Here is a 16,720-nt window from a genome sequence, read left to right as displayed (position 1 = left end):
CCCTCACGGGTGCGGCCTGCGCTTGACGGCAGATTGAACGCGCTTACTGGGTCGCGACCTTGCGCAACCGATCATCCACTTCGTGAATCACCTGCAACCGATACTGCGGGTCCGCCTGGATCTGCTGCTCGGTGAACGGCAACACACTCCACTGCTTCTTCGAGAACGCCTCGGTCTGGTCCCGCGAGTGCGGCGACGCCGGGTCGCTGGACAGGGAAAACGCCAGCAGGCCCTGGGCATGCGGCCCCTGCTCGTCGAAGGTCACCACTTGCAGGTAACTGGTGCCGCTGACCACCTCCCGCTTGCCGTCGGCCGCCGGGATGCTCTGGATCGCGTTGTACACGCCCAGGCTGGCCGGGCCGCCATGAATCGGCGTCTGCCGGCCGCCGCTGCTGACCACCTGGATATCGCCCCAACGGCTGTCGGCCTTCAGGCCCGACTCGGCCACCTGTTGCACCGAGGCCAGCATCGCCGCGCGCAGCGCCTTGGCCACCGGCGGCCGGTCGATCGCCAGGCCGCGCGGCGTGTGCTGCGGGTCCCGGGCATCGAAGGCCACGCGCCAGCGATTATCGACAGCCTCCAGCTGTTCCATGACGTTGCGAAAATGCACCAAGCCCACCCCGCTTTGCAGGTTGGCGCTGCGGTCCCAGGCTTTGAGGCTGGCACACAGCGGCGCCAGGGCCTGGGCATCGCTGCCCAGGTCGGCGGCACAGAACTGCAGCAGGTCCGGCATCACCTGCCCGGCCTGGTACACCTGGTCGTCCATCACCATGTGCTTGAGGTCGGCGGCGCTCAGCGGCTCGCCCTTGCCCGTGCCGATCAGGCGATTCAGGGCAAAACGCGCGCGCTGCCCCAGCGGCAGGTCCTGCTGGCTGATCAGCGGCGAGAAGCCTTGCAGCGGCGCGGCCGGGTTGACCATCCACGCCGAGTCGTTGGAGTTCTGTACGTAATCGCTGCGCAGTAGTTGCGGCAGCTGGCTGGCCGGGTAGATGCCCTTTTGCGCGGCCGCCGGGTCGATGTCCCAGGCACAGGCCGCGCGGGAACCGTCGAGAATGATCAGTTGGGTGCCGATCCGCGGGTCGCTGCAGTGGGCGAGTTTTTCCGCGCTGACGTTGGGCACCACCGACTGGTTCATGTACAGCGCCTGACCCTGGTCATCCACGGCCAGGGTATTGACCCAGGGAATACCCTGCAGTCGATGCACCGAAGCTTGCAACTCCTTGAGGCTGCGGGCCTGGTTCATCGCGTACCACTGTTGCAGCACCCGATCGTTTTCCAGGTTGGCGTCGCGCAGGCTGTAGGCGAAACGGTTGTCCCAGTCCAGCTTGCCGGGCCACTGCACCAGCGGGCCGAATTGCGAACTGTAGACACTGTGGCTGACGGTCGTGAGCTGGCCGTCCTCGCCCTGCACCTTGACGCTGACCGTTTGTTTCTCCAACGGCAGGGACTTGCCGTCGAGCAAGTAGCGGGTCGAGTCCTTGGGGTCCAGTTGCAGGCGGTACAGGGTGAAATGCTTGGAGGTGTCCACCGTGTGGGTCCAGGCCAGGTGCTGGCTGAAACCGATATTGATCATCGGCAGGCCGGGCAAGGCGGCCCCCATGACGTCCAGCTTGCCGGGAATGGTCAGGTGCATCTGATAGAAGCGCATGCCGCCCACCCATGGAAAATGCGGGTTGGCCAGCAACATGCCGCGACCATTGAACGAGCGCTCGCGCCCCACGGCCACCGCGTTGCTGCCACGGTCCAGGGCGAACCGCTGGCCGCGGGCATCCGCCTGGGCGAAGGCCTGGGCCGATGGCTTCAGCTGCGCCGTGGCGGATGGCGGAGTCGCGCCCACCAGGGCTTCGGCGAACTGGCCGACGCCACCCTCCACCAACAGCCGGCGGGTCAGCTTGACCAGGTCCAGGGCGGTCAACGGCCGTACCCAGTCACCCTGGCACTGCTCGGGCAGGCCCTGGGCCCGGCGCTCGGCCAGGGAGCGGTTATAGCCGGCGACATACCCTTCGATCAGTTGCCGCACCTGCGGCGTCTGCGCCTGCCAGAAGCCGAACACCGCCTGGGGCGTGTTCAGCCAGTTGAAGAACAGGTCGCTGGTGAGGTTTTCCCGCTGCTCGACGGTCTGCTGCTGCGGCCCGAAATACTTCGAACGCTCGCCATTGACCGTCAGCACTTCGTTGGCCAATAGGCACAGGTTGTCCTGGGCATAGGCGTAACCGATGCCGTAACCCAGCCCGCGCTCGTCGGCGGCGCGAATATGCGGGACGCCAAAACCGGTGCGGCGAATATCGGCGCTTGCCTCGCCGCCCTGGACCTCGCGTCCCTGAGCCGCAAGGCTCAGCCCGAGAAACAAACCCGCAAGGCAAAACCTGGGCAACTGGCTGGAAATAATCACGCCGACTCCTGATCGAAAGAAGATGCACAACCCAGGCTGGCGCGGCATGCCGATGAGCACACAGGGGATACGGATTCCAGCCCGGTAAAGGACGGCGCGACCCGGCATCAGCCAAAGCCCGCCTGCCCTTACAGACGAAACCGCCACGGAAAATTTAGCGCCCTCGCGCCAGGCGCCGATCGCCCGCCAACCTGGCGACGACAAAGCCCTCACAAATTTTCTACAACTGATTCCTCATGATTTGTGCGGCTCGTTCGTCTAGTTATGTGAGAGCACCCGTCATTTTCCTGATCAGGCTCTGAAAAGGAGTTTTTGCATGTACGACCCGCAACTGCCAACGGATGGCCACACCGCACAACCCGCGTCCTCCCTGAACGCCGGCGCCGGTGTCTTCGGCAAGCAAGCCGAGCGCAACCGCAACGAACGCATCAGGCACCTGCTCAAGAGCTTCGGCCTGCGCACCAGCCTGATTCGCCTGAAAGTCATCGATGCCTTGCTGCAGGCAGCCGAAAGCCAGCGCGCCCTGGGGGTGCGAGGCATTCACAGTCATTTGCTGGAGCTGGATATCCCGCTGTCGTTCCTCAGCGTGCGCGAGGTGTTGAAGCGGCTGTGCAGCGAAGGCGTGATTACCCTCAATGCGGACAAGAGCTTCAGCCTGCATCAACAGGCTGAAGCCATACTCGACGGCCGCGACTGAGGCCGTCGGGGGGTGTCTCTCAAGGCTTGACCTTGCGCCGCATCACGCCATTGATCACGACCACGGTCACCGCCACGCCAATGGCGATGTACTGGAACATTTTCTCGGTGATCATCCCGGCGTTCTGCAGGTAAGAAAGGCCAAGCATGATTCCCAGTACCACCAGGGAAATCACAATCGAATAGATCAAGCGTTGCTTCTGGGTCATTGCGGGTTCCTGAACCTGTAAAGGTGCGGCCTGAAAATGCCGCATGTGAATGTATCGACTCTGTATCGAAACAGATGCCAAACGCCTACCGAGAATCGGGGATGGGCGCGGGCGAACGGGGTCTCATGTTACAGCCGCCGAAGAGTTTTCGCTGCATCGCGGCGGTTTTAACCCCAGAGCCCTTTGAGGACTGCGCAATGTTCCGTCGAATCACCCGGCTGATTCCCCTGCTGGCGATGCTGGCCCTGTCCGGCTGCATCATCTTCCCTCACGACGGCTGGCATCACCGCCATTACGACGGCGGCCCCGGCTACTACTACCACCGCTAAGTCATCCAGAGCGCCAGTATTTCCCCCTTGTAACCCACCACGAAATTGCCCGACGCCCGCCTCGCCGCGGGCGTCTGTCTTTACTGTCGAGCTACGCCAGCCGGGTGTTGTGAATCCCCGGTTGGGCGAACAGCTCCACCAGCCAGTCGACGAACACCCGGACCCGCGTCGACAGGTGCCGGTGCGGCGGGTACAGCGCGCTCAACGGCATCCTGGGTGGCGGAATGTGCCGGAGCACTTCGCTCAGGCGACCTTCGGCCAGCTGCTGGGCGACGTGATAGTAAGGCGTCTGCACCAACCCATAGCCGGCCTCGCAGGCGGCCAGGTAGCCATCGGCGCTGTTGACCGACACCTGCTTGGGCAACTCAGGCAACAGTACCTGGCCCTGCACCTCGAACTCCAGGCCATAACGCTTGCCGCTGACGCTGGAGAAATACTCGATCATCTGATGCCCGGCCAGCTCGTCCAGGCTCTGCGGCACACCGCGCTGGCGCAGGTAGGCAGGGCTGGCGCACGTCACCTGCTCCAGCGCCAGCAACGGCCGGGCCACCAGCGAGTCGTCGAGGCACAGGCCGCCGCGCAACACGCAGTCCACCCCTTCGCGGATCAGGTCCACCGGCCGGTCGTTGAGGCCGATTTCCAGGTCGACCAGCGGGTAGCGCTCGGAGAATGCCGGCAACGCCGGGATCACCACCAGCCGCCCGATCCCCGCTGGCATGTCGATGCGCAAGGTGCCGCGCGGGTTGTGGCGCGCGGCGGAAAACACCGCTTCGGTTTCCTCAAGGTCCGCCAGCAGCCGCACGCAGCGCTGGTAATAGGCGGCGCCGTCCAGGGTCGGCGTGACCTGGCGGGTGGTGCGCAACAGCAGCTGCACGCCCAAATGCGCCTCCAACTGTTTGATCAGCACCGTCACCGAGGCCCGGGGCATCTGCAGGCTGTCGGCGGCCTTGGCGAAACCGCCGAGGTCGACGATGCGGGTGAACACACGCATGGCATTAAAACGGTCCATTGGCTTGGCCTGTCGCGAATTATTTAGAATTTACGAATAGTGATAGCGCTTTTAGCCGGTTTATCTTGTTTTTGTCGAGGAGAACAATGGCCGCCACCCCATCCACCGGAGCTTCTCCTATGCAAACCCGTCAACTGGGCAAGAACGGCCCGCAAGTGTCAGCCATCGGCCTTGGCTGCATGGGCATGACCGATTTCTACACCACCGGCACCGATACCCGGGAAGCCACCGCCACCTTGCATCGCGCCCTGGAACTGGGGATCAACCTGCTGGACACCGCCGACATGTACGGCCCCCACAGCAACGAAATCCTGATCGGCCAGGCGATCCGCGGCAAACGCGACCAGGTGTTCCTGGCCAGCAAGTTCGGCATCGTCCGCAACCCCGGCGACCCGGCGGCGCGCGGAGTGAACGGCCGCCCCGACTACATTCGCCAGGCGATCGACGGCACCTTGCAGCGCCTGGGCGTGGACACCCTGGACCTGTATTACCAGCACCGCATCGACCCGGACGTGGCCATCGAGGAAACCGTCGGCGCCATGGCCGAGCTGGTGCGGGCCGGCAAGGTCCGCTACCTGGGGCTCAGCGAAGCCTCGGCGGCAACGCTGGAGCGGGCCCACAAGGTGCATCCGATCAGCGCCCTGCAAAGCGAATATTCGTTGTGGAGCCGCGACCAGGAAGACAACGGCTGCCTGGCGGCCTGCCAGCGCCTGGGCATCGCCTTTGTGCCCTACAGCCCGCTGGGGCGAGGTTTTCTCACTGGCGCCCTGAAGAGCCCGGAGGATTTCGCCGCCGACGACTACCGGCGTTTCAGCCCGCGCTTCCAGGGTGAGAACTTCACCAGGAACCTGCTGCTGGTGGAACAGGTCAAGCAACTCGCGGCGGCCAAGGGCATCACCGCCGGGCAACTGGCCCTGGCCTGGGTACTGGCGCAGGGCGATTACCTGATCCCGATTCCGGGCACCAAGCAACGCAAATACCTGGAGGAGAATGTCGCCGCGCTGCAGGTCCGCCTCGGCGCTGACGAACTGCAGGCCCTGGAACGGATATTCACCGCCGACGCCACCGCCGGCGAGCGTTACCCGCAAGCGGTGATGGCCTTGCTCGACCGGTAAACAGCCAGCCACAAAAAAGGCCCTCGACCGGTTTATCGGTCGAGGGCCTTTGTTTGTCGCCTCACGCCTTGGTGGAGCGATTCTTGTCGGTCACCGTGGTGCCGTTGCCCTTGCCGTAGCTTTGCAGGTTCTGCAGCACGTAGATGGCTTTCTTGTACTCGGGGATCAGGTAGCTGGCGTACTTGTTGCCCTTGAGGTTGTTGGTCTGGATGTTGTCCAGCTGGATCGCGAAGTACTCCAGGGCATTGAACTTGGCATCCGGGTCGGCCTGCACGCCGAAGCGGTCGAACTTGTCGCCGGCGTTGAGCAGGGTCATCGCCGTCACGTCGCTGATCAGGCCCTTCTGCTTGAGGAAGGTGCTCATGTTGCCCAGCTGCTTGGCGCTGACATTCTCCGGATCGAAACCCTTGATCTGCTTGTGCAGCTTCATTTCGTCCATCTTGAACACGTTCAGCGCCAGCGGGTTCTGGCCGACCAGGGCGAGCATCTGCTTGACCTTGGTGCTCTGGCTGACCGGCTTGCCCCGGGTGCCCGTGTCCTGCACCAACAGACCAGCCTTGCTGGTCCAGCCGCCGACATATCCGATTGCCATAAAAAGACTCCTGTGTACGGACTTTCGACATACGTCTTGCGCGGCCAACAAGAGGATCGCGCAAGTTCAACTAAGAAACGTCTGAAAAGCCTGATTGAGGGAAAACGATGGTCGCGAGTATCGACGCGCCAAGGCGTCTCACCAACAAATATTTCTGGTTTTTACAATTTTTGTACATTTCCGATACAAATGCCGGAAGGCCCGTTTTTGCTGGCCGAAACAATTATTTAACAATCAAACCCATGACAACTAAGCAGTGATTTTCGGCCTCTAGCGTAGCGACTGGTTAGTTGCCTGGACGGGCTTGTCCGAAGTCCGCCGAACGGTCTGTTCCACACCTCCATGACAGGCGCAGGGGCAACTATATTTGAGGGTCCCTACAACAAGGAGGTGCATCATGGAACAACGTCAGCAGCACCTTTTGGACGAGCTCATCCGCCATGAGCTCTACATCCACGCGCCGATCGATACCGTCTACTACTACGTGACTCAGCCGGATCGCTGGCCCGAGTGGCATCCCGCGTCCCTGCGCGCCGACACCGGCCTGGCCGGCTCGTTGCCAGCGGGGCATCGCTTCAGCAAAACCATCGACCTGCTCGGCCTGCAGATCCACCTGAGCTGCCGGGTACTGGTCGCGGTGTTTCCCAAGGAGTTCAAGATCGTCTTCAGTTCTGCGCCAGCAGACGGCTCGATCCACTATCAGTTGTGCAAATACGGGGACGGAACCCTGTTCAAGCGCACCCTGCACTACTGCTCCGACCTCAACCTGCTCAGCCTGCGCCCGCGTATCGAGCACTTGTCCCAACTGGCGCTGGCCAACCTCAAGCGCAACCTGGAACAGATCGCCCACTGATCCGGCAACGGGTGGCGCCGCGCTGGCTGACAAATCTGTAATCTTCACCTCAGTTTTCTGACAGGCCGCGCCGCTTAAGGTCGCCTCATACCTGACCAGCAGGATCGAGGGAGCCTTGGGGCATGCATGTAAAACCCACACGACGCAGTTTTATCAAGGGCCTGGCCGCCGGCGGCGTACTGGCCGGCACCGGGCTGTGGCAACAGCCGCTCTGGGCACGCAGCGAAGACGGCCAGCTGCCCGCCCTCAGCGGCCAGCAGTTCGACCTGTTCATCGGTGAATCCCAGGTCAACTACAGCGGCACGTCGCGCACCGCGATGACCATCAACGGCGGCCTGCCCGGCCCGCTGCTGCGCTGGCGCGAGGGCGACACCGTGACCATCCGGGTGCGCAACCGCCTCCAGGAGGACACCTCGATCCACTGGCACGGCCTGATCCTGCCGGCCAACATGGACGGCGTGCCGGGCCTGAGCTTCCACGGCATCGCCCCCGGCGGCCTCTACGAATACCGCTTCAAGGTCCGGCAGAACGGCACCTACTGGTACCACAGCCACTCGGGGTTGCAGGAACAGGCCGGGGTCTACGGACCACTGGTGATCGAGGCCCGCGAGCCGGAACCCTTCCAGTACGACCGCGACTACGTGGTGATGCTCAGCGACTGGAGCGACGAGGCGCCCGAGCGCCTGATGCACATCCTGAAAAAGCAGCCCGGCTACTACAACTTCCACAAGCGCACGGTCGGCGACTTTATCGAGGACGTCAGCCGCGACGGCTGGGCGGCCACCCTCGCCGATCGCAAGATGTGGGCGCAGATGAAAATGACCCCCACCGACCTGGCGGACGTCAGCGGTCATACCTACACCTACCTGATCAACGGCCAGAGCCCGGGCGGCAACTGGACCGGGCTGTTCAAGCCCGGCGAGAAGCTGCGCCTGCGCCTGATCAACGGCTCGGCCATGAGCTACTTCGACCTGCGCATTCCCGGCCTGAAGATGACCGTGGTCGCCGCCGACGGCCAGTATGTGCAGCCGGTCAGCGTCGATGAACTGCGCATCGCCGTGGCGGAAACCTACGACGTGCTGGTCGAGCCCGGCTCGCAGGAGGCCTACACCCTGTTCGCCCAGGCCATGGACCGCAGCGGCTATGCCCGCGGCACCCTGAGCCAGCGTCCTGGGCTGAGCGCGCCCGTGCCGCCCCTGGACCCGCGGCCGCTGATCAGCATGGCCGACATGGGCATGGACCACGGCAGCATGGCTGGCATGGGCGCCATGCCCGGCATGGATCATGGCCAGATGCAGGGCATGGACCACAGCCAGATGCAGGGGATGGATTCCAGCAACATGGCCGGCATGGACCACAGCGGTATGGCCGGCATGTCGGGCATGGACCACGGCACCATGGGCGGCGCCATGCAAAGCCACCCGGCCTCGGAGGACGGCAACCCGCTGGTGGACATGCAGACCATGAGCCCGACGCCGAAACTCGCCGACCCGGGTATCGGCCTGCGCGACAACGGCCGTCGGGTACTGACCTACGCCGACCTGCGCAGCACCTTCGAAGACCCCGACGGGCGCGAACCGAGCCGCACCATTGAGCTGCACCTGACCGGGCACATGGAAAAATTCGCCTGGTCGTTCGACGGCATCAAGTTCAGCGACGCCGAGCCCCTGCGCCTGACCTATGGCGAGCGGGTACGCATCACCCTGGTCAACGACACCATGATGACCCACCCCATCCACCTGCACGGCATGTGGAGCGACCTGGAAGACGAACAGGGGCGCTTCCTGGTGCGCAAGCACACGATCGACATGCCACCGGGCAGCAAACGCAGCTACCGGGTGACCGCCGATGCCCTGGGGCGCTGGGCCTATCACTGCCACCTGCTGTTCCACATGGAGATGGGCATGTTTCGCGAAGTACGAGTGGACGAAGCCGGGAGCGCCGCATGATGCCGAAAAACGCCTTGACCCTGTTCACCACCCTGCTCGGCCTCGGCGCCGCCACCTTGCAGGCCGCCGAAAGCATGGATCACTCCAGCATGGATCATTCGTCCATGCCGGCTTCCGCGATGCAAGGCAACCCGATGCCCGGCATGGACCACAGCCAGATGACCGGCATGGACGGCGAACCGCTGCAGACCATGGAATCCGCGGCGCCCACCCGCAGCCGCACGCCGATCCCGGTACTCACCGACGCCGACCGCCGCGCCGCCTTCCCGCCGGTGTCCGGCCACGGCGTGCACGACAAGGCGATCAACTCGCTGTGGCTGGTCGATCGCCTGGAGTACCAGGACGCCGATGACGGCAGTGCCCTGGCCTGGGAAATGAACGGCTGGATCGGCGGCGACATCGACCGGCTATGGCTGCGCAGCGAGGGCGAGCGCACTAACGGCCGGACCGAAAACGCCCAGGTCGAGGCGCTCTGGGGCCATGCCATCGGCCCCTGGTGGGATGTGGTCAGCGGCGTGCGCCAGGACTTCAAGCCCGGCGCGCCGCAGACCTGGGCCGCCCTCGGGCTGCAAGGCATGGCCCTGTACAACTTCGAAAGCCAGGCCACCGCCTACCTCGGCGAAGGCGGCCAGAGTGCCCTGGGGCTCCAGGCCGAATACGACATCCTGCTGACCAACCGCCTGATCCTGCAACCCAACGCAGAGGTCAGCCTGTACGGCAAGAACGACCCGCAACGGGGCGTCGGCTCGGGGCTCTCCTCGCTGGAGGCCGGCCTGCGCCTGCGCTACGAGCTGCACCGCCAGTTCGCGCCCTACGTCGGCGTGACCTGGAGCCGCAGCTACGGCAAGACCGCGGACTACGCCCGTGAAGAAGGCGAAGACAACAGCGAAGCCCGTCTGGTGCTCGGTGTGCGCCTGTGGTTCTGACTTCCCTTCAATAGATAACTAAAAACATCACGCGGCCAATGCCGCCTGGAGCCTTGCATGTCCCACCTCAAGCATCTCGTCATCGCCGCCACTTTCGGTGCCGGCCTGTTACTCACCGGCGTCGCCCAGGCGCACCCCAAGCTGCTGGCCTCGACCCCGGCCGAAGGCGCCAAGGGCGCGGCACCGACGAAAATCGAGCTGCAATTCTCGGAACCCCTCACCACCCAGTTCTCCGGGGCTCGGCTGCTGATGACCGGCATGCCCGGGATGAGCCACGCGCCGATGCCGGTCAAGGCCAGCGTGGCCGGCGGCAGCGATCCGAAAAGCATGATCATCAGCCCCGCTACCCCGCTCGCGAAGGGCAACTACAAAGTCGAGTGGCGGGCGGTGTCCGCCGACACCCATCCGATCACCGGCAACCTGACCTTCGAAGTCAACTGAGCCATGGGCGAACCCATCAACCTCGCCCTGCGTTTTGCCCTGTACCTCGATCTGACGCTGCTGTTTGGCCTGGCGCTGTTCAGCCTTTACGGGCTGCGTGGCGCGCAGAGCCAATGGCGTTTTCGCCGGCCCCTGGCGACCGCCCTGGTGCTGGGCGCGCTGCTGTCGGGCGCCGCGCTGCTGCAGCTGGCGCTGTCGATGAGTGGCGCGACCAGCCTGGCCGAACTGGACCCGGCGCTGCTGTCTGCGCTCATGCTGGAAACCGCTGTCGGCCAAAGCTGGCTGCTGCGCCTGGCGGCGTTGCTGCTGGCGGGGGGGCTGCTTCTGTTCAGCAGTGGCTGGCCGAGGTTCACCCTCTACGGCCTGATTCTGTGCACGGCGGCAGCCCTGGCCACCCTGGCCTGGGGCGGCCACGGGGCGATGAGCGAAGGTGGCCGGCATTACCTGCACCTGGGCAGCGACATCCTGCATTTACTGGGTGCCGGCGCCTGGTTGGGGGCACTGGCGGCTTTCGCCCTGCTGCTGCGTCGTAGCGCCTGCGAAGACGAACCGCAGGCAGGCCACCTGCTCGATGCCCTGAAGGGGTTTGCCAGCCTGGGCACGCTGATCGTGGTCGTCCTGACCATCAGCGGCGTGCTCAACTACCTGCTGATCGTCGGCCCGGACCTGGCAACGTTGAGCGCCAGCACCTATGGCCTGCTCCTCAGCCTGAAGGTGGCGGTGTTCGCCAGCATGCTGGTGTTCGCCACATTGAACCGCTTCCATCTGGTTCCGCAGCTGGAACAGGCGCTGCACCAGGCCTCGCCCCAGGCAGCCCTGCCCGCCTTGCGTCGCAGCATGGTCCTGGAACTGGCGGCAGCCCTGTTGATCCTAGGCCTGGTGGCCATGCTCGGCATCCTGAGCCCGGTTCCCGAATGAACACCTATCGCGGGCACGCTTCTGTAGGAGCGAGGCTTGCCCGCGATGAACGACAACGCGCAGTACCAGACAACCTGAATGGCCAGCGCTCGGTATAACGTTGAAACACAAGCGCCGCGCCGCGCTCGAGAAAAGTAGCAAAATACGCCACCCTGTCGGCCCAACACCGCGCCCCAAGGCGCCCTGATGATCAAGAGACTTCCTATGAACAACACTCTGCGCCTGGCAGCCCTGTCTGCCCTGCTCGTCGGCTCCCTGGCCCAGGCCGCCGACCTGATCCCGATCGATGTGCACCGCGACGCCAATTGCGGCTGCTGCAAGAAATGGATCGAGCACCTGCAAGCCAACGGCTTCAAGGTCAACGACCACGTCGAAAGCAACATGAGCGAAGTCAAGCAGCGCCTGGGCGTGGCCCCGCGCCTGGCGTCGTGCCACACCGCGGTGATCAACGGCAAATTCGTCGAAGGCCATGTGCCGGCGGACCAGGTGCTGGCCCTGAGCAAGCGCGATGACCTGCTCGGCGTCGCCGCTCCCGGCATGCCCATGGGCTCGCCCGGCATGGAAATGGACGGCATGCCCGCCGACGCCTACCAGGTCATCGGCTTGACCAGGGACGGCAAGGACGTGGTGGTCGCGGACTACCCGGCCCATTGATCCTCACCGCCTGCCTCGGCCTGTTCCTGGCGGCCTTCGGCGCCGCCACCCTGCTGCCGCTGCAATCCGAGGCCGTGCTGGTGGGCCTGCTGCTCAACGGCCAGCACCCGGTCTGGTTGCTGCTGGCCGTCGCCACCCTCGGCAATGTCCTGGGTTCCCTGGTGAACTGGTGGCTGGGCCAGCGCCTGGAACACTACAAGGACCGCCGCTGGTTCCCCGTCGGCCCACGCCATCTGCAACGGGCCCGCAACCATTACCAGCGCTACGGCCACTGGTCCCTGCTACTGAGCTGGCTGCCGATCATCGGCGACCCGCTGACCCTGGTGGCCGGAATCATGGGCGAACCGCTAAAGCGCTTCCTGCTGGTCGTCACCCTGGCCAAGGGCGCGCGTTATGGCGTGCTGGCCTGGATGACTCTCGGCTGGTTCGGTTGAGCTGACGGGGCACGCCTCCAGGCTTATAAGCATGACCACGAAGGGAACGTTTCGCCCTGACGATGGCCTCTGCTTATTAATGTCGCGCTAATCACGCCGCGCCAGGATCGGCTCATTTCTCTCGGAGGTCATGTATGTCCCTAAGCCCCACCCACTGGAGCCTCGCCTGCTGGTTACCCGGCCTGTTGCTGACCGCCACCCTGCCCGCCCTTGCCGCCGAAGGCCCGGCCTACGGTCCCGAGCTGCAAGGCTTCGACTATCCCTACCCGCTGCAGCACTTTGCCTTCGAGTCCCAGGGCCAGGCCTTGCAGATGGGGTATATGGATGTGCCGGCCAAGGGCACGCCCAACGGTCGCAGTGTGCTGCTGATGCACGGCAAGAATTTCTGCGGCGCGACCTGGGACACCTCGATCAAGGCCTTGAGCGACGCCGGTTACCGGGTCATAGCCCCAGACCAGATCGGCTTCTGCACCTCCAGCAAGCCCGAGCACTATCAATACAGCTTCCAGCAGCTGGCGCAGAACACCCGGCAACTGCTGGACCGGCTGGGCGTCCGGCAGGTCAGCCTGCTGGGCCATTCCACCGGCGGCATGCTGGCCACCCGTTATGCCCTGCAATACCCCGAGCAGGTGCAGCAACTGGCGCTGGTCAACCCGATCGGCCTGGAAGACTGGAAGGCCCTCGGCGTGCCCTACCGCAGCGTCGACCAGTGGTACGCCCGCGAGCTCAAGCTGTCGGCCGAAGGCATCCGCAACTATGAGCGCAGCACTTATTACGGCGGCCGCTGGCAGCCGGAATTCGAGCGCTGGGTGGACATGCTCGCCGGCCTCAACAAGGGCCCGGGGCACACGCGGGTGGCGTGGAACTCGGCGCTGATTTACGACATGATCTTCACCCAGCCGGTGTACTACGAGTTCAAGGACCTGAAGATGCCGACCCTGCTGTTGATCGGCACCTCCGACACCACGGCGATCGGCAGCGATATCGCGCCGCCGGCGGTCAAGGCGCGGATCGGCAACTACCAGGTGCTGGGCAAGCAGGTGGCCGGGCTTATCCCGCACTCGACCCTGATCGAGTTCCCGGGCCTGGGCCACGCCCCGCAGATGGAACAACCGGCGCAATTCCACCAGGCCCTGCTGGGCTGGCTGGCGTCACATTGATGCGTTTTCCCCGGAGCCTTCATGAGTGTGCAGATCGCGGTAATCGATGATTGGCAGGACGTTGCCCGTGACGTCGTCGACTGGTCGGTGCTGGCAGGCATCGGCCAGGTCAGCTTTATCCATGACTACCCCAGCGACACCGCCGCCATGAGCGAGCGCCTGGCGCCGTTCGAGGTGATCTGCGTGATGCGCGAGCGCAGCCGTTTCGACGCGGCCCTGCTGCGCAGCCTGCCGCGGCTCAAGCTGTTGCTCACCGGTGGCATGCGCAACGCCGCCATCGACCTGGCCGCCGCGACCAGCCTGGGCATCCAGGTGTGCGGCACCGACAGTTACAAGCACGCGGCGCCGGAGCTGACCTGGGCGCTGATCATGGCCCAGACCCGCAACCTGCTCAGCGAAGCCAGCGCGCTGCGCGCCGGCCTCTGGCAACAGGGGCTGGGCGGCGACCTGCACGGCAAGACCCTGGGCATTCTCGGCCTGGGCAGCATCGGCCAGCGGGTGGCACAGTTCGGCCAGGTGTTCGGCATGCGGGTGATCGCCTGGAGCGAGAACCTCACCGCCGAACGGGCCGCGGCGGCCGGCGTGACCTACGTGAACAAGCAACAGCTGTTCGAACAGGCCGACGTGCTCTCGGTGCATCTGGTGCTCAGCGAACGCAGCCGCGGCCTGGTGGACGCCCAGGCGCTGGCCTGGATGAAACCCTCGGCGCTGCTGGTCAACACCGCCCGCGGGCCGATCGTCGATGAAGCGGCGCTGATCAGCGCCCTCGAACGCGGGCGCCTGGCCGGCGCGGCGCTGGATGTGTTCGAGCAGGAACCGCTGCCCCTCGATCATCCATTGCGCCGCCTGCCCAACGTGCTGGCCACGCCCCATGTCGGTTATGTCAGCCAACAGAACTACCGGCAGTTCTTCGCCCAGATGATCGAAGACATCCAGGCCTGGGCCGCCGGCCAGCCGATCCGTCAGTTGGGCTGAACCACGCCAGGGCATTGCGCCAGCACTGCCCTGCACCATCATCGAGCGCCAGCACCTTCGCCCCGCACCGCTCCCTTGCAGCCCCTCACCGTTTTCGCGCCAAGACGAAAAAACCTCGCCCCCGGCCGGTGCGCGAGACTGCCTTTCGTCGGCTTTATTCCGGGGCAGCGCAACCTTCGTCCCGAGAAAACCTAATCGTCACGCCCGCGCTCTAACTTCTGTCCTAGACTGGAATTCGAAAAGTGACCGGACAGTCACTCCCAGGGAAATAAAGTCGAAACTTTTGGCTCACGCCTTGGGTCAGGTTAAAGGTAGGGCCTTCGCGACTGGTGCAATCCTTGCAATGGCCCCTTCACCCTCTTTGCGTCGACGCATGAGGCTGCGTTCGGCTTTCGCATGCGCAACGTTTTTTGTGCCCGGCCACCGGATTGGCCTTTTGACACCGCCGGCAGATGCCAGGAACAGATCAATAAAACGGGAGAAACAGATGACCAGTGCCGTATTGCAAACCCAGGGAAAGCATCCTCTGCCGCTGGCCGGTGAAACGGTCTCCACATCGATTCTCGCCCCAGGTGGCAAGACGTCACTGCCCTTGATCCGCCACAACCCCAATCGCAAGAAGGTCCTGTTCGTCACTTCGGAAATCGCCGACCTGGTCAAGACCGGCGGCCTGGGCGACGTGTCGGCCGCCCTGCCCCGCGCCATGGCGCACCTGCACGATGTACGCCTGCTGATCCCCGGCTACCGGCAGGTGATGCACAGCGAAAACCCGATTCATATCATTGGCGAGCTGGGCGGCCACGCGGCCCTGCCGGCCTGCAAGATCGGGCGCATGGACATGCCCGACGGCCTGGTGATCTATGTGCTGATCTGCCCCGAACTCTATGAGCGCGAAGGCTCGCCCTACGGCGCCAACAACGGCCGCGACTGGCCGGACAACCATATCCGCTTCGCCCGCCTGGGCCTGGCCGCCGCCGACATCGCCGCCAACCTGGCACAGATCCACTGGTGCCCGGACCTGGTGCACGCCCATGACTGGCCCGCCGGGCTGGCGCCGGCCTATATGCACTGGCGCGGGCAACGCACGCCGACCCTGTTCACCATCCATAACCTGGCGTACCAGGGCGTGGTCAGCCTGGCTTCCTGCCCGGAGCTGGGCATCCCCGAACATGCCCTGCAACAGGAAGGCATGGAGTTCTACGGCAAGCTGTCGTTCCTCAAGGCGGGCATGGCCTACGCCAGCCACATCACCACCGTCAGCGCCACCTATGCCCAGGAAATCACCACCCCGGCCTTCGGCTGCGGGCTTGACGGTTTCCTCGCCAGCAAGACCCAGCAAGGCCTGCTCAGCGGCATCCCCAACGGCATCGACGAAAGCTGGGACGCCGCCACCGATCCGCACCTGTCCACCCCCTTCGCCATTGGCGACTGGCAAGGCAAGGCCGCCAATGCCACCCATGTGCGGCGGATGTTCGGCCTCGACCCCAGCAGCGGCCCGCTGTTCGCGGTGGTCTCGCGGCTGGTCTACCAGAAAGGCCTGGACCTTACCGAAGGCGTGGCCGAGTACATCGTCAAGTCCGGCGGCCAGATCGCGATTATCGGCCGCGGCGAGCCGGAGGAAGAACAGGCCATGCGCGCCCTGGCCGCGCGTTTCCCCGGGCGCATCGGGGTGAACATCGGTTTCAACGAAACCGACGCCCGCCGCATGTTCGCCGGCAGCGACTTCCTGCTGATGCCTTCGCGCTACGAGCCCTGCGGCCTGAGCCAGATGTACGCCCAGCGCTTCGGTTCGCTGCCGGTGGCGCGCAATACCGGCGGCCTGGCCGACACCATCGAGAACGGCGTCACCGGTTTTCTGTTCGACGAATCCACCGTGGCCAGCTACGAAGAGGCCCTGGGCCGCGCCTTCAAGGTGTTCGCCTATCCGCAGTTGCTCAACGCCATGCGCTGCCGGGCCATGGCCGCGCCCTTCAACTGGTGCAAGGCGGTGGAACCCTACGCCGAACTCTATGAACAGCTGGTGGCCAAGGCCTTGGGAAAATCGGCCAAACCCTGAGAGGGCCCCTGG

17 protein-coding genes are annotated in these 16,720 nt (G+C 64.6%); 13 read left to right on the top strand and 4 right to left on the bottom strand.

Annotation, left to right across the window (positions count from 1 at the left end; genetic code table 11):
* Window positions 1-43: 43 nt before the first annotated feature.
* The gene (gene pvdQ / locus AC07Y9_RS10565; protein ID WP_102679968.1) at window positions 44-2,392 is read right to left on the bottom strand and encodes a bifunctional acylase PvdQ; all 2,349 of its coding nucleotides are present in this window, start codon (window positions 2,390-2,392) and stop codon (window positions 44-46) included.
* Window positions 2,393-2,708: 316 nt separating this feature from the next.
* On the opposite strand from pvdQ, the gene AC07Y9_RS10560 reads away from it, so the two are divergent.
* On the top strand, window positions 2,709-3,089 hold the full coding sequence (locus AC07Y9_RS10560) for a hypothetical protein (protein WP_007928587.1): 381 nt from the start codon (window positions 2,709-2,711) through the stop codon (window positions 3,087-3,089).
* A gap of 19 nt (window positions 3,090-3,108) precedes the next feature.
* Here AC07Y9_RS10560 and AC07Y9_RS10555 read toward each other — a convergent pair whose 3' ends face one another.
* The gene (locus AC07Y9_RS10555; RefSeq protein ID WP_007928588.1) at window positions 3,109-3,297 is read right to left on the bottom strand and encodes a hypothetical protein; all 189 of its coding nucleotides are present in this window, start codon (window positions 3,295-3,297) and stop codon (window positions 3,109-3,111) included.
* Window positions 3,298-3,494: 197 nt separating this feature from the next.
* Here AC07Y9_RS10555 and AC07Y9_RS10550 point away from each other — a divergent pair, with 197 nt between their 5' ends.
* Entirely contained in the window at window positions 3,495-3,626 is a 132-nt protein-coding gene (locus AC07Y9_RS10550; RefSeq protein WP_007928589.1) for a hypothetical protein, read from the top strand.
* A gap of 91 nt (window positions 3,627-3,717) precedes the next feature.
* On the opposite strand, the gene AC07Y9_RS10545 is transcribed toward AC07Y9_RS10550, so the two are convergent.
* Window positions 3,718-4,635 (bottom strand): LysR family transcriptional regulator, encoded by a 918-nt coding sequence (locus AC07Y9_RS10545; protein ID WP_101337856.1) that lies wholly within the window; start codon window positions 4,633-4,635, stop codon window positions 3,718-3,720.
* Between the two features lie 119 nt (window positions 4,636-4,754).
* Between AC07Y9_RS10545 and AC07Y9_RS10540 the strand changes: the two genes are divergently transcribed.
* Window positions 4,755-5,750, top strand: a complete 996-nt coding sequence (locus AC07Y9_RS10540; protein WP_102679969.1) for an aldo/keto reductase — start codon at window positions 4,755-4,757, stop codon at window positions 5,748-5,750.
* A 61-nt stretch (window positions 5,751-5,811) separates the two neighbouring features.
* On the opposite strand, the gene AC07Y9_RS10535 is transcribed toward AC07Y9_RS10540, so the two are convergent.
* Window positions 5,812-6,342: a hypothetical protein gene (locus AC07Y9_RS10535; protein WP_102679970.1), complete on the bottom strand. Its 531-nt coding sequence runs from the start codon at window positions 6,340-6,342 to the stop codon at window positions 5,812-5,814.
* 397 nt (window positions 6,343-6,739) lie between these two features.
* Between AC07Y9_RS10535 and AC07Y9_RS10530 the strand changes: the two genes are divergently transcribed.
* From AC07Y9_RS10530 to glgA, 10 genes are all read left to right on the top strand, one after another.
* On the top strand, window positions 6,740-7,195 hold the full coding sequence (locus AC07Y9_RS10530; RefSeq protein ID WP_102679971.1) for an SRPBCC family protein: 456 nt from the start codon (window positions 6,740-6,742) through the stop codon (window positions 7,193-7,195).
* Between the two features lie 122 nt (window positions 7,196-7,317).
* Window positions 7,318-9,144 (top strand): copper resistance system multicopper oxidase, encoded by a 1,827-nt coding sequence (locus tag AC07Y9_RS10525; protein WP_102679972.1) that lies wholly within the window; start codon window positions 7,318-7,320, stop codon window positions 9,142-9,144.
* Entirely contained in the window at window positions 9,141-10,070 is a 930-nt protein-coding gene (locus AC07Y9_RS10520) for a copper resistance protein B (RefSeq protein WP_102679973.1), read from the top strand. Before AC07Y9_RS10525 ends, AC07Y9_RS10520 begins: the two co-directional genes overlap by 4 nt.
* Window positions 10,071-10,127: 57 nt before the next feature.
* Window positions 10,128-10,511 carry a copper homeostasis periplasmic binding protein CopC gene (gene copC / locus AC07Y9_RS10515; RefSeq protein WP_102679974.1) on the top strand — a complete coding sequence of 128 codons (384 nt, stop codon included), beginning with the start codon at window positions 10,128-10,130 and terminating at the stop codon, window positions 10,509-10,511.
* A gap of 3 nt (window positions 10,512-10,514) precedes the next feature.
* A complete protein-coding gene (gene copD, locus AC07Y9_RS10510; RefSeq protein ID WP_102679975.1) occupies window positions 10,515-11,429 on the top strand; it encodes a copper homeostasis membrane protein CopD in 915 nt (304 codons plus the stop codon).
* Window positions 11,430-11,633: 204 nt separating this feature from the next.
* Window positions 11,634-12,083 carry a DUF411 domain-containing protein gene (locus AC07Y9_RS10505; RefSeq protein ID WP_053261030.1) on the top strand — a complete coding sequence of 150 codons (450 nt, stop codon included), beginning with the start codon at window positions 11,634-11,636 and terminating at the stop codon, window positions 12,081-12,083.
* Window positions 12,080-12,517 (top strand): YqaA family protein, encoded by a 438-nt coding sequence (locus AC07Y9_RS10500; RefSeq protein WP_102679976.1) that lies wholly within the window; start codon window positions 12,080-12,082, stop codon window positions 12,515-12,517. Before AC07Y9_RS10505 ends, AC07Y9_RS10500 begins: the two co-directional genes overlap by 4 nt.
* A 134-nt stretch (window positions 12,518-12,651) precedes the next feature.
* Window positions 12,652-13,677, top strand: a complete 1,026-nt coding sequence (locus tag AC07Y9_RS10495) for an alpha/beta fold hydrolase (protein ID WP_102679977.1) — start codon at window positions 12,652-12,654, stop codon at window positions 13,675-13,677.
* A 21-nt stretch (window positions 13,678-13,698) separates the two neighbouring features.
* Window positions 13,699-14,652 carry a D-2-hydroxyacid dehydrogenase family protein gene (locus AC07Y9_RS10490; protein ID WP_102679978.1) on the top strand — a complete coding sequence of 318 codons (954 nt, stop codon included), beginning with the start codon at window positions 13,699-13,701 and terminating at the stop codon, window positions 14,650-14,652.
* A gap of 487 nt (window positions 14,653-15,139) precedes the next feature.
* Window positions 15,140-16,708 (top strand): glycogen synthase GlgA, encoded by a 1,569-nt coding sequence (gene glgA, locus AC07Y9_RS10485; protein ID WP_102679979.1) that lies wholly within the window; start codon window positions 15,140-15,142, stop codon window positions 16,706-16,708.
* The last annotated feature ends 12 nt before the right edge of the window (window positions 16,709-16,720 follow it).

This window comes from Pseudomonas sp. GW456-L12, assembly GCF_059424045.1.
This window is presented reverse-complemented; position numbering and strand designations above follow the sequence as displayed.

Bases quoted from the DNA above. Each gene is read 5' to 3' on its own strand.
- AC07Y9_RS10520 (WP_102679973.1), top strand. From the start codon at position 9,141: ATGATGCCGAAAAACGCCTTGACCCTGTTCACCACCCTGCTCGGCCTC.
- AC07Y9_RS10560 (WP_007928587.1), top strand. From the start codon at position 2,709: ATGTACGACCCGCAACTGCCAACGGATGGCCACACCGCACAACCCGCG.
- AC07Y9_RS10525 (WP_102679972.1), top strand. From the start codon at position 7,318: ATGCATGTAAAACCCACACGACGCAGTTTTATCAAGGGCCTGGCCGCC.
- glgA (WP_102679979.1), top strand. From the start codon at position 15,140: ATGACCAGTGCCGTATTGCAAACCCAGGGAAAGCATCCTCTGCCGCTG.
- AC07Y9_RS10555 (WP_007928588.1), bottom strand. From the start codon at position 3,297: ATGACCCAGAAGCAACGCTTGATCTATTCGATTGTGATTTCCCTGGTG.
- AC07Y9_RS10535 (WP_102679970.1), bottom strand. From the start codon at position 6,342: ATGGCAATCGGATATGTCGGCGGCTGGACCAGCAAGGCTGGTCTGTTG.
- AC07Y9_RS10495 (WP_102679977.1), top strand. From the start codon at position 12,652: ATGTCCCTAAGCCCCACCCACTGGAGCCTCGCCTGCTGGTTACCCGGC.
- AC07Y9_RS10550 (WP_007928589.1), top strand. From the start codon at position 3,495: ATGTTCCGTCGAATCACCCGGCTGATTCCCCTGCTGGCGATGCTGGCC.
- AC07Y9_RS10490 (WP_102679978.1), top strand. From the start codon at position 13,699: ATGAGTGTGCAGATCGCGGTAATCGATGATTGGCAGGACGTTGCCCGT.
- copC (WP_102679974.1), top strand. From the start codon at position 10,128: ATGTCCCACCTCAAGCATCTCGTCATCGCCGCCACTTTCGGTGCCGGC.
- AC07Y9_RS10540 (WP_102679969.1), top strand. From the start codon at position 4,755: ATGCAAACCCGTCAACTGGGCAAGAACGGCCCGCAAGTGTCAGCCATC.
- AC07Y9_RS10545 (WP_101337856.1), bottom strand. From the start codon at position 4,635: ATGGACCGTTTTAATGCCATGCGTGTGTTCACCCGCATCGTCGACCTC.
- AC07Y9_RS10505 (WP_053261030.1), top strand. From the start codon at position 11,634: ATGAACAACACTCTGCGCCTGGCAGCCCTGTCTGCCCTGCTCGTCGGC.
- AC07Y9_RS10530 (WP_102679971.1), top strand. From the start codon at position 6,740: ATGGAACAACGTCAGCAGCACCTTTTGGACGAGCTCATCCGCCATGAG.
- copD (WP_102679975.1), top strand. From the start codon at position 10,515: ATGGGCGAACCCATCAACCTCGCCCTGCGTTTTGCCCTGTACCTCGAT.